The sequence below is a fragment of the Desulfomonilaceae bacterium genome, from assembly GCA_041662605.1.
Taxonomy (GTDB): Bacteria; Desulfobacterota; Desulfomonilia; order Desulfomonilales; family Desulfomonilaceae; genus CAJBEZ01.
Genome location: JBAZSD010000008.1, coordinates 72,815 through 84,808, shown reverse-complemented (window position 1 = coordinate 84,808; position 11,994 = coordinate 72,815). Strand labels below are relative to the sequence as shown.

Annotated in this window: 9 protein-coding genes; all 9 read right to left on the bottom strand. The window is 47.1% G+C overall.

Annotated elements, in window-relative coordinates; translation table 11 throughout:
• Positions 1 to 316 precede the first annotated feature (316 nt).
• Positions 317 to 736 carry a 4Fe-4S dicluster domain-containing protein gene (locus WC647_08575; protein MFA6222357.1) on the bottom strand — a complete coding sequence of 140 codons (420 nt, stop codon included), beginning with the start codon at positions 734 to 736 and terminating at the stop codon, positions 317 to 319.
• A gap of 146 nt (positions 737 to 882) precedes the next feature.
• Positions 883 to 1,464, bottom strand: a complete 582-nt coding sequence (locus WC647_08570; GenBank protein ID MFA6222356.1) for a hypothetical protein — start codon at positions 1,462 to 1,464, stop codon at positions 883 to 885.
• Positions 1,465 to 1,571: 107 nt separating this feature from the next.
• Complete coding sequence (locus WC647_08565) at positions 1,572 to 2,735, bottom strand: sulfite exporter TauE/SafE family protein (GenBank protein ID MFA6222355.1); 1,164 nt, start codon at positions 2,733 to 2,735, stop codon at positions 1,572 to 1,574.
• A gap of 150 nt (positions 2,736 to 2,885) precedes the next feature.
• Positions 2,886 to 4,592, bottom strand: coding sequence for a GAF domain-containing protein (locus WC647_08560; protein MFA6222354.1), 1,707 nt, complete (start codon positions 4,590 to 4,592; stop codon positions 2,886 to 2,888).
• A 197-nt stretch (positions 4,593 to 4,789) separates the two neighbouring features.
• Complete coding sequence (locus tag WC647_08555; GenBank protein MFA6222353.1) at positions 4,790 to 7,639, bottom strand: molybdopterin-dependent oxidoreductase; 2,850 nt, start codon at positions 7,637 to 7,639, stop codon at positions 4,790 to 4,792.
• A gap of 31 nt (positions 7,640 to 7,670) precedes the next feature.
• Positions 7,671 to 8,063, bottom strand: coding sequence for a response regulator (locus WC647_08550; protein MFA6222352.1), 393 nt, complete (start codon positions 8,061 to 8,063; stop codon positions 7,671 to 7,673).
• 364 nt (positions 8,064 to 8,427) lie between these two features.
• Positions 8,428 to 9,978, bottom strand: a complete 1,551-nt coding sequence (locus WC647_08545) for an ATP-binding protein (protein ID MFA6222351.1) — start codon at positions 9,976 to 9,978, stop codon at positions 8,428 to 8,430.
• A complete protein-coding gene (locus WC647_08540; GenBank protein ID MFA6222350.1) occupies positions 9,975 to 10,499 on the bottom strand; it encodes a hypothetical protein in 525 nt (174 codons plus the stop codon). The genes WC647_08545 and WC647_08540 overlap by 4 nt, the downstream gene beginning before the upstream one ends.
• A 60-nt stretch (positions 10,500 to 10,559) precedes the next feature.
• The gene (locus tag WC647_08535; GenBank protein MFA6222349.1) at positions 10,560 to 11,972 is read right to left on the bottom strand and encodes a sigma-54 dependent transcriptional regulator; all 1,413 of its coding nucleotides are present in this window, start codon (positions 11,970 to 11,972) and stop codon (positions 10,560 to 10,562) included.
• Positions 11,973 to 11,994: the final 22 nt, after the last annotated feature.

Sequence of the window (11,994 nt, the reverse complement as noted above, 5' to 3'; positions counted from 1 at the left end):
GCCGCTCACTTATGTTTATCGAGGAAAGAGAATAACACGGCATGAGAGACCGATTATCGCCCATGCCGTAATGTTTTCGCTAAGGTCCAGAAAATTGATGGAAACTGAACAAGGATTAGTGAATTAGGTTAAAATTTCGGTTCCGTCGCTCGAGACGTTTGTAGCTAGTTTGAATTGTTCAGCCGAGAAATGAGGACTGTCTTCAACCATGCGGTCCTAAGGCTTGAATAGAAGAAGCCCACTAAAATCTGATAAAATACAGGGCCTTATTCTCTATAATTTTCCTTCTGTTTATATAAGGGTTTCGGAAACAACTCTAAAAATCGGGGACAGTTCCAGCCATTCTAGACGCTTGCGCTATCCTTTTGCATTCCGGACAAAGTCTTTGTTCAAAGGAGTCTTCAGTAGCGTTGATAAGTTTTTCAACATGACGCACCATGACTTTGGTAACATAATCAGCGCCACAGCCTTCGCATTTCTCAAGTTTAATCCGGTTAATGACCGTCCCACTCATCAGCAGTACCCGTTCTCCATCCCTATCTTCAAGTTGTAACGCTCCTGTAGGACAAATGTTCACACAGGAACCACAACCTATACATTTCGGGAGTCCGTGAACATAGTCTTTTAAGATCAATGAACTTTCACCGGCGTGAAAGAAACGAATAGCGGAAACTCCAAGGCGATCACGGCACACTTCAACACACTTGCCACACCTTTCGCAGATGTCGCAGCGCATGCTGATTCCCCCTGCAACAACGTTTATGGTTGATCCAATTTCAATTTAAAATTTGAGCGCAACCCAAACGTTGCCATTTTACCTATTTATAGGTCAAAAAATTGGATCCTCTATTTTGTGAAATGAATTCTAAAAAACCGGTTTAATTAAAGCTTTTTGGTTTTCTGCGCGAGATCTGCGAAACTCTTCATGCTTCTGTTTTTTTCTTTGTAATGGTCTAAAATTTTGTTCACTTTTTTGAAATAGGGAATTCTATTCCTTACTGGCTTGAAAACAAAGTAAGCGCCCACATAAAGCGCTATAAAAATCGGAATGAACCCAATAGTCCATCCGGTCAACGGAATTGGAAAATCAACATCACTAAATCTCGTATTCATCCATGCGACAGCGAAAAAAGTAGGCCAGATACGGGCAGCAGAGAGACCGATCTGCATAAAGAAAGTTCTCCCAAAAGCGTCATTGGCAAGTTTGTTGGCCGCTGAATACGATTCCTTGTCTTTGGCAGCCAAGGCGTCAATAGACAAATTCTGGTAGCTGACCATCTGGTCCTGCATATGTTCAACGCTCTTCCGTGTCAAAAGGAAGGCCACTGAGATGGTAAGCTCCCCTATGACAACCGAGATGAACGCAAGTACAAACGTTCCTACAAAAAAATCTATCAGCGCATATCCGGTTAATCTGTAGAACGAAATAATAAAAGAATCTGCGGAAAGAAAAACTTGATTCATGAGTGTTTCATAAGAATATATGAAAAAGTTACTTTAGGCGATTGTCATCGGGGCTCGCTCAAGCGAATTGCCCCGATGACATCAAGAAATACTAACCATGGAATACCCTACATCCCCGGGAAAACTGAATATCCAAGAAAACCTTTGGTAGTGTAACCGATCCCGACGTACAGAGCCAAGACCACGAACAATCTTTTCAACCACACTTCAGGGATGTATTTAGAAGTGGCTGGTCCCAATATCGAACCGACAAATATCCCAATCAGTTCAGAACCAACGAGAGCGAAGTCAATGGGGACACTTTTTACAAACATGTAAGTGAAAATAGACGTAATCATGCTTACGAGAACTGCAAGAGCAGATGTGCCTGCGACAATAAACATGGGAAGTCGGACGACTGATGTCAAAAACGGAACATAGAGGAACCCACCGCCTACTCCAATAAAAGCCGAAATGGCGGCTATTACAAAGCCGCCTACAACTGGCCACACTGGATTGAAGGAAAATTCGATACCGTAAAAAGTGAAAACTATTTTTGAAAATCCCCAACTCTTTACCTGAACCCCTTCATTTCCAGATGAAGCGCCGCCTTTACTTTTGTGAATATTCGCATCTTCAAACGCTTTAGCCGCCGCTTTTGCTCGTTTACGGCTGGCTTGTCCGGCAGGTGTTGTTTCGTAGAAGAGCACCCCAGCCACAGCGAAGACCACTAATCCAAAATAACCAATGTAGCTACTCAGGTTAATCTTCCCCGCGGTTAAGACCGGGATCAAATATGCGCCTAGGACTCCACCGCCCGCCAGACAAAGGGCTAAAGGCATCACAAGTCGTCCCATGCGCCAGTAGGTGATAGATGATATAAGGGCTGAGAGACCTACGAGATACTGATTACAAACTCGTATTGAGTCAGTAAGTAATTTGTTTAACGTAGGATTCGTATCTTTGAAAGATTTCCCATAGTCGGCCAGCCCAAACACCGTGATGTGACCGACACCCGCCATTATTCCACCAAAAGCGCCTACTGAAGAAAAGATCCATCCCACCCAGATTCCCCAAAGAATGTACCATAACAAAAATGAATGTGGCGCTCCTGGTATACCCATGAACCCAGGAGTGGCTTGAGGGTCAATCATTCCAACCCCAGTTCCTTTGGGCGTTTTCGCTATGGCCTCCTCTAGTTTCCCCGCATGCGCGGGATCACTCAGGAGAATTGCGGCGGTAAACGCGACCACAATGGTCACCCCGAGAATCAACCAAACTTTCCTATTCATCTACACCTCCTGTATGAATTTAGAAACTTCTCGAATGAACTAGATTTGACTTACCCCTTGATGAAATCTCCAATCTCATGACGATCTCGATCAGCGTCAGATACTCTGTCAAAATCCTAGTGTCCCCAACCCTATCTAGAGCCTTGAGATTTACTCACCTTCCAATCCATGAATATCAAGGAGTCGTTCATCTCCAACGTAATCCCTTGTTTGGTACTTGCTGATCCGTCCAATTTTCGCCGTCAGATCGGTGATTTTTTTCAGGTTGCGAATGATCAACTCAATATCTTCGATAAGCCGCTCTTTATCGTCGAAACTGCGTTTCATCAATTGCGCCGTTCCAAGCGCTGCGAAAATTGGGGAGTTTAATTCATGTGAGACTGCTGCGGACGTTTCGAGCACACCTTTCATCTTTTCCGTTTCCAGGGTCTGTTGTTCTTGTAGCCACTGGACGGTGATATCCCTCACAATTTCTATAACATTCTCCACTTCTCCCTCTTGATCCAAAATAGGCGCTAAAATCACATCCAGAAAGGAAGAGATACCATCAATGGATTCTCTTCTTGTTGCAAAGTTTACGGCGTGCTTGGTTTTTATGACTTGTTCCAAAGGGCATGACATGCAGTAGTCACACGATTCAGCACAGTCGGGATTCTCCAGCCGTTCACATTTTTTCCCAAGCAATGATTCTTTTGTCAGGTGATGAGCCTCTTCGAATTTGGTGTTTACCAGAACGATGTTTTTATTCAGATCTACTGCCATCAGTTGCACGTCCAGCGTATCTACGACCTGCTGTAGAAAGCGTCGCTCACCCTCAATGGCATATAGCAGGTTGTTTACCTGTTCATAATGCATGGCGTTTCTGATCGCTATGCCACTCTGTTCGGACAGTGCGGTCACAAAATTGATTTCCTCTTCTGAAAAATCCCTGACGCTAGTACTTAAAAGCCGAAGCACGCCAAGGATTTCACCCATAGCAGTGATGGGTACGGCCAAGATGGACTCTATTCCTTCTTCTTTAGCCTCTTTCGTAAATTTTATCCGAGGGTCTGTGGTCACATGCGCCATTGCAACCGGCTTACCCTCCAAAACCAATTGGATAGCTTCTTCCGAATCTATGGAACCTCGAGAGAGATATTTTTCGGACAAACCTCTAGATGCAACCAGGACCAAATGCTTTCCGGTTTCATCAAGAAGCCTCACTGTAGCGGCTTGTAAACCCATCATCCGGGGAAGCTTGAGCACAATTCGATCCAGAATGGTTTTGACATCCAAAGTTGTATTGACCATCTGGCTGACTTCATGCAAGGCTTCCAGATAATGGACCTGCCGGTCGCGGGCCTCCATATCTTGAAAGTGTTGAATGGCTATTCCGCAATGTTCAGCCAAGGAGACGGCAAATTTGATTTCATCCGGAGTGAACTCCCGGAACTCGCGGGTGAGAAGTTTCAAAGCCCCGAGCGCCTTGCCGTATACGAAGATGGGAACCGCAAGTAGAGATTTGATGCCTTCTTTCTGAGATTCAACCTTATATTTGATTCTCGGATCTGACGCCACATCGTAGATGGCTGCAGGATCTCCCCGGAGAACGTCAGCGATACTATTTTCAGATTCAAGCTGTCCCTTGTTTAAGTAACGCTCGCTCAGTCCACAAGATGCGCGAAGAGTTAGCTGCGAAGAATCTTCATCGAGAAGAAACATCGTTGCGCCTGAGACAACCAAGGTTTCAGTCATTTTGGTCAAAACAAGATTAATGATCTCGTCCAGACTCGTCGCTGACGAGACAGCCTTGGTTACCTGTTGAAAAACGTCCAGGTAGTCCCGATCTCTTGATAAGTGGCGTGTCTGGCTAGGCATACTTTCCGTTAGAAAAATTCCTTGTTCTTCAGAACAGGCATGATGGACGTTTTTTCACTACGAATTGGATGGGGCTGTCAAATCTGTGATCAAACCCATCTTAATTCCGAAATGATATTTGTTTAATGGTATACAGCAAGACCCCACCAGCGTAAGGAGATTGGTGGCGGGGTCCCGTTATAATATTAGGCGCCTATTCAAACTTTTTTCGAAACCTGGACCTTGATATATTTTTGGCAATTCGTTCCTCCATATTTTTCCGGAGAGTTGGGACGTCCGATTCCAGAGACGTTGACCCCACCATATCCCGGATACTTCGGATCGCCCTCCAAACCTCTCCAGTGGCCGAACCCACCGGTTGCTCCCACGACCCCCTGGCGGATAAACCAGGTTACGTGAGCGGGCATAAGCAACTTGCCAAATGGTGAATTGACTTCTACGGTTGTTCCGCTCTCAATGCCCCTCTTCCTGGCGTCGAGAACATTTATCCACAATGGGTTCCTTCCGCAAAGACGCATCAATGCAATGTTATTGAACGTTGAACTGTGTTCGTGCTCAAGAACGCGAAAGTAACCAAGAATCAACGGATGGTCTTCGTCTGGCGCCAGTTCCGGCATTTCCTGTTTCGGGTCTTTATAATCCGGGAGAGGATCAATCCCGCTTTCTTTGGCCACGGGGTTAACAAAGTTATATTTCCCTGTTTTTGTCTTTCCGGAAGATCCATACCCGTCAGGAGGGTTTAAGCCGTTCCATTTCTTATATTTGTAGAACTCGTGCGGGTCAGTAATAATGAACCCCTTTTCTTTCAACTCATCAAGAGACCAGGGTGTTCCAGCCAGTTGGTTTCTGTATGCGTCTTCAATGTCAACCCATGGGAAATACATTTCGAGACCCATGCGCTTAGCCAATTCTATAAAAATCCACGCGGTGGGTTTGGTGTCATACATGGGTTTCACCACCTCCGCATAATACGCGATAAATGCGTCATACAGCCAATCAGCTTTCATCTGATTCTGTTCCGAGTAAGTAGATTCAGGGAGTACGACGTCACTGAGCACGGCGGTGTTGCACATAAAGGCGTCAATCGTTACAAGGAAGTTGAGCTTCTTGAACGCTTCGATGGTTGCATCCTGGTTTCCATAGGAAAGCACAGGGTCTCCATAATAGTCTATCATACCGGTGATCTGTCCTGATTCAACCGATTCTATGAATTTGCTGGACGCCCACCCACCCCACATCGGGAAATTAAACATCTTGCCGGGCTTGTTGGCTGGCGGTTTTTGTTGTCCCTGACCCCAGGCGCTTTTAAGTTTGCGCTTGAAGGGAAGACTCGGTCCACCGGGAGCGTCAAACGTGCCCAGAAGGCCATTAAGACTTTGAAGCGCCATTACACCATAGAATGCGTTCGGGCTTTGCGAGACACCGCACCAACTGATCACACCGGGATGCTTCGCCGCTGCAAGCTCCAAAGCTATTCTCTCAATTGTGGAAGCCGGGACACCGCTGATTTTTTCGGCCCATTCAGGAGTGCGAGCGATTCCGTCTTCTTCACCCAGTAGTCTTTTCTTGTAAGCCTCGAAGCCGTAGGTCCAATTTTCGACGAACTCTTTGTTGTAAAGTTCATTCTTCACAATAACATATGCCATGGCAACGGCCACCGCCCCATCTGTGGCTGGAATTACCGGTACCCATTCCGTTGCAACCGCCGCTGTTTCACACCGGCGAGGATCAAAGACCACCAATTTAGCGCCTCTATTAATGGCGGCTTTTAGCATAGCGGTCTTCCTCTGCCCATAGGAGGTTGCCAAATCGTTAATTCCGAACATAACAATATAATCGGAATCGCCATAATGGATCCAAGGACGCTTGTCATTAAGGTTGTGTTCATTGGCTATGCGAGTCGCATTGTCGCACATACATCGGTGGCCATGCTTGTGCGCTCCATAATTATCGATAAACGCATCAGTTAGCCAGTTGTTCCAGTCGTTGCCTCGGTGAACGGCTACTTTATGAGGATCGGTCGATTTTAGATAGCCCACGACCTTATCAAGCGCCTCGTCCCAGGACGCTTTCCGGAATCTGCCGTTTTCTTTAATCAATGGGGCTTTGAGCCTGTAGGCGCTGTATAAACTGGCGGCGACGTTAGCGCCTTTGGGACAAACACGTCCGTCACTTTTAGGATCTCCTTTCAAGCCCGATACCGACTCAAGAATCCCGTCCTTGACCTTGGCTGTGACCCCACAAAGCGACCCGCATATGTAGCAATGCGAGTTGACCAGTTTGACCGGTTCAGGAGGCACAGTACCCGGCGCAATGGTTTCCGGCTCATCGGGCAAGCCGAGTCGGGACAGTACGGACGCCAGGGCATTGGAGGAATTCACGTAGTCCTCGTTGATCATTCTTCCGGCCGCACGGTCAACGACAGCCTTACGTTCGAGAAAAAGAAAGCCGAGTGTGATCTCCGCAAGGCCCCGGTAGAAATCTGATTGGGCGCTCTGCGCAAGCACTGCAGAAAACTCGACTGACCAGGGCTGAAGGTGGTTGACGATAAAATCCCGCTGGTGACTGAGGATCTCTTGGCCGCCATCTTCGATCTCCCGATCGCACAAGTAGGCCATGAAATCCAACTCAACAGCGATGTGATCATCCAGATCAAGAAAAGCCGGATCTTTGTGAACCCCTGCTTTCCTGTAGGCCTCTCTGGCTTCCAAAAGGGGCTCCTGGCACACGAGTGGTTCTCGGGCTACTACGGCTGATGCATACGGGAAAGTAGGGTTGTTGCCACAATTCAAAAAAATGTCCGCATACTCGTATCTCAAGGAACTGTATCCCTCATCAGGGTCCGTCGATTGTAAAAAACTCGCAATTCGGGAAAACCCCAAGTTCAGATCGGCTGAAGTGAGCCTTTCCGAAGCGCTCTGCAAGGCCGAGATAAAAAGGGGAGATCTCAGTTTGTCCCACGTTTCCCGGCTGATCTCGTCACGCAAAAGGGTGGACAAGAAGCGATAAACGACACGCCGCCCTCTGGTGAAATCCACACTGGCCATATATTTTCCTCCTTGGAGCAATAAACGAATGTCAAATATTTAGCTCTTCTTTTGAGCCCTTCCTGCCCTTTTGCAAGGCTGCCGATATCCCTTTTTCCAGGTCATCGACGTCAATAGGCTTGGTCAAATATGAGTGGATACCTAGCCCCACTGCCTTCTTGGCCGTTTCTACCGTTGGATACCCTGTAAGCAAAAGCGCCTTTATTTTAGGATTGGACTCCTTCAGTTTCTCCAAGACATCCAACCCACTCATTTTCTTGAGTTTCAGATCGAGGATTGCTAGATCCACAGGGTTGGCCTTGGCGTAATCGATTGCCTCGTCTTCATTCTCAAAAGCGACGGCCTTGTGCTTCATTCCGTCTGCGATTCGTTTCACAAGGTTGCAAGCGTCTTGCTCGTCGTCCAACACCAGTATGTTTGCCATCTAAAGACCTCCGGGTTTGTCAATCGATCTTGAAACAATTTCCTACCTACCGAGCAATTGTTATGCCACTACAATGGGGGGTTAACTGAAAAGTGATTTGTTATTGAAATTACAGAACATAAATACTTCGGGTCAGGAACAGGATATTTTTAATTACACCGCAGAACGTGACAATAGCAGCAGAAGTACTGCCTAAAGAGGGAGAATTGGCTGATAAACAACAATAAATTCGGGCGGGTATGATAGTGATATAATAAGATTGCACTGCAATAAAAATGCTGCATATTGCACGCAGTCTTATTTGATCTTCAAAAGATATCCGAAACAGAGATTAGGGAAAGAGCGGGAGCGATGTTCTGGAAAGCTACTCTTTGGCTGCTTGAGTCTGCATGTCCTCGACATTTTGTTCCGATTCGTCGGGTAGAGGTAGCAAAACGGTGAAGGTGGTCCCGACGCCTTCTTTGCTTTCAACTTCGATACGACCACCATGGGCCTGAACAATGCCATAACTAACAGAAAGTCCCAATCCCGTGCCTACCCCGACAGGCTTAGTCGTGAAAAAGGGGTCAAATATCTTTTCCGCGGTTTTGGGGGACATTCCACATCCGTTGTCAGAAACCGAAATTAAAATGCCCTGATGTTCCTGATCAATCTTGGCGGTTACAGCAATAGTTCCATTTCCCGAAATAGCCTGCTTGGCGTTTACCATAAGGTTCACTAGGACCTGTTCAAGTTTTTCGCCATCAGCAAAAATCTTTGGCAGATCGGGTTCAAAGCTGGTTTTGACTATGACGCCTTCCTTTTCAAACTGATGTCCGAGAAGTGATATTACCTCATTGAAGCACTCAATCAAATCAACGTATGATTTTTTGGTTTGCGAGTCCCGTGAAAACTTGAGCAGGTCCTGGACTATGCGTTTGCAGTTCTTCGTTTGTTTCTGTATGATTTCAAGGTCTCCATGACTGCCGTCTTGGACATTGCAACCTCTTAAAAGCAACTGGGTGTACCCCAGGATTATGCCCAATGGAGTGTTTAATTCATGGGCTACGCCAGCGGCCGTTTGACCAAGAGAAGCGAGTCGATCAGCTTGCTGGAGTTGACGTTCCATGCGTATCCTTGCAGTAACATCTTTGGCGATGCCTACGTAACTCTTTTGTTTTACGGCGTCGCTCATGGTTCCCGTGACGCTGAGGAGAATTAGAACCTCTAACCCAGACTTTTCTCTGATCCTGCATTCCCTGTCCTTGATAGATCCTGAGACAGAAAGATCCCGGATAAACTCCTCGTAATCAGACGTGTTGAAAAAAATTTCGGCCAAAGAAACTGTCCCGACAAGCTCACTTGGTGAATCGTATCCCAACGTAGCCAAACCTGATGGATTAATGTCCTCGAAACTTAGCTGATCGTCGAGGACAAAAATCATGTCCATTGAACCTTCGAAAATACCCCGATATTTTTTCTCAGAAAGGCTTAATTGGCGGGTGCGTTTTTCCACCAACGCCTCCAGGTTGTGGTTAAGCAATTTTATATCCTGGGTAGCCTTTTCCAGGGCCATTTTGTCACTCAGAATCCGAGCGTTGATTCTTTGGACCTTCGGGAAAAAGAAGGTTACAGAGGCAACCCCAATGAATGCGATGGAATTGATCGCTCCGGTATAGGGCCGAAAACATTCCCAGATGTAAGAGTGTCCTGTAAACAATAGAAGATGCTTTACCAGATGCCCTACAGACCGCGAAATGGAAAATCCCGCCATCGCAGCCGATAGAACCAGCAGGTACATCCACATTAGATTGGATGGTTCAGCTTTCTTTAAACGGGAGGCGTACCACACAGCTCCAAAAGAAATGACGATCATCAGGCTCGAGCCGATCACATCAGAAAACAACACGGGAGCTAAAGAATAGTAACCTGTCATTTGTCCCGCACCACCTTAATTAAGGTCTGTTTGTAAAGGTTTCGTATACCAAGGAATAGGCATAAGATCGCCGGTACGGCCACTAAATGGTCTAACTTCAGGAAATAATAAGCCAAAGTTAAAAAATCGCCTTCTATGATGATTCTCTGATCCCAGCCTCCTCTCTGCCCCTCGATCAAATCAGGTGTAATCCTTATCTCTACGAAATGGCCTGAGAATGCCACAAGGTTCCACAGTAAGAAAAGTAGAAACGATAGTTGGATCAGTCGCCAACCTCTCTCCTTTGTATAACTGTTGATCTCCAACCAGTATGCCAGGACCGCCATACTAATGGCGAGCAGAATATGAGCCATTTGGTGAGCGTAAAGGCCCTCCGGTGGACCGTGACTTTGCAAGGCCCACGCCGTGTCCGGAGCCAGAAAAACCACAAAACCGGTGATCAAAGCGATCGCTCCGCTCCCAAAGGAGCCCGGGATCGTCCACTGGTTTCTTAATGAATCTGCTCTTGTCATGTTTAACATGTTGCGCATCTTCCAACGAAGGAATCATTGAGGTCTAGCCGAGTTATCCACAATGCCTGCTTATTCCTCAATGGTCTGTGAATCTCTGGCTTTCATTCCGTAGCGCCTCATTACCTGCTGCAAAGACTGCCGTTCAAGTCCGCAATCCCTAGCCGCTCTGGTGACGTTTCCGTTGTGGCGCGAGAGCAATCCTGTCAGGTACTCGCGGTGAAACTGCTCCAAGACTCGCGTTTTGGCCTCTTTGTATGTGAGGCCGATCACTTCAGACGAAACCAGGCAATCCTTGTCGGGAGAAGAAGACCAATCGATGTCTTCGAGCCTTACTTCTTCACCAGGAGCAAGGAGAACACACCGGCTTACGACGTTTTCCAGTTCACGGACGTTGCCTTTCCAGGAATGCGACATGAAACGGCTCATCAGGCCCGTTGAAATAGTTTTCAGCGGTTTGTGGAACTCATTACAGTACCGTTCAAGAAAATGCTGCGCCAGAAGGGGAATGTCCTCGGGTCTCTCTCTGAGTGGTGGCAACCGGAGCGACACTACGTTCAGACGATAGAAGAGATCTTCCCTAAACAGGTTTTCTTTTATTCTTCGCTCTAGATACTGATTGGTGGATGCGATAATCCGCACATCTACCTTCAATGTGGAGGTTTGTCCTAAAGGCCGGATCTCTTTCTCCTGCAAAACCCTGAGAAGTTTCGTCTGAAGTGTCGGGGAAATCTCACCGATTTCGTCCAGATAAATTGTCCCTCCCTGGGCTTCCAGAAAGAGGCCCTTTTTATCCTGGGTCGCGTGGGTGAATGCGCCCCTACGATAACCGAACAACTCACTCTCAAGAATATTCTCTGGTAAATTTGGGCAGTTAACGGCAACAAAGGGCCGGGAACTGCGATCGCTGTACTTATGGATAGCCCTTGCGGCCATGTCTTTCCCTGTTCCCGATTCACCAGTCAGCAGCACGGTTACGTCGGCTTTACCTATTAGCCGAATTGTCTCGAAGACTTTTTGAATACTAGCGCTTGCCCCAATCATCTCCTGGAAACTTTCCCGTTCCCGGATGCGACGTTGCAGGACCAGGTTCTCACGTACCAGATGGCTGCGTTCCAGGGCTTTTCTCATCAAGAGGACTAGTTTATCGTGATCAAAGGGCTTGGCTATGAAATCATAGGCTCCCTTCTTAATGGCCTGGACTGCCAGGTCTATACTCCCGTACGAAGTCATCATCACCACAGTGAGGTCAGGACGATCGCTCTTGGAACGTTCCAGAAGCTCCATACCATTTATGCCCGGCATCCGTATATCCGCAAGGACAACATCGAATGGAGGGCCCTCCAGCAGCCTCAGAGCTTCAGCCGCATTGGGAGCTGTTTCGATATCACATTTGAGATCTTCGGAAAGAGTTCGCTTGAGGAGTCTGAGCATGTCTGCTTCGTCATCGACGATCAACAGTCTTGGTCTTGAAGGTTGGGTCATGGCCTGTGTTTTTGTTCCAATG

Excerpts from the sequence above, each read along its gene's own strand:
- WC647_08575 (MFA6222357.1), bottom strand. The coding sequence starts at position 736 with ATGCGCTGCGACATCTGCGAAAGGTGTGGCAAGTGTGTTGAAGTGTGC.
- WC647_08570 (MFA6222356.1), bottom strand. The coding sequence starts at position 1,464 with ATGAATCAAGTTTTTCTTTCCGCAGATTCTTTTATTATTTCGTTCTAC.
- WC647_08565 (MFA6222355.1), bottom strand. The coding sequence starts at position 2,735 with ATGAATAGGAAAGTTTGGTTGATTCTCGGGGTGACCATTGTGGTCGCG.
- WC647_08560 (MFA6222354.1), bottom strand. The coding sequence starts at position 4,592 with ATGCCTAGCCAGACACGCCACTTATCAAGAGATCGGGACTACCTGGAC.
- WC647_08555 (MFA6222353.1), bottom strand. The coding sequence starts at position 7,639 with ATGGCCAGTGTGGATTTCACCAGAGGGCGGCGTGTCGTTTATCGCTTC.
- WC647_08550 (MFA6222352.1), bottom strand. The coding sequence starts at position 8,063 with ATGGCAAACATACTGGTGTTGGACGACGAGCAAGACGCTTGCAACCTT.
- WC647_08545 (MFA6222351.1), bottom strand. The coding sequence starts at position 9,978 with ATGACAGGTTACTATTCTTTAGCTCCCGTGTTGTTTTCTGATGTGATC.
- WC647_08540 (MFA6222350.1), bottom strand. The coding sequence starts at position 10,499 with ATGTTAAACATGACAAGAGCAGATTCATTAAGAAACCAGTGGACGATC.
- WC647_08535 (MFA6222349.1), bottom strand. The coding sequence starts at position 11,972 with ATGACCCAACCTTCAAGACCAAGACTGTTGATCGTCGATGACGAAGCA.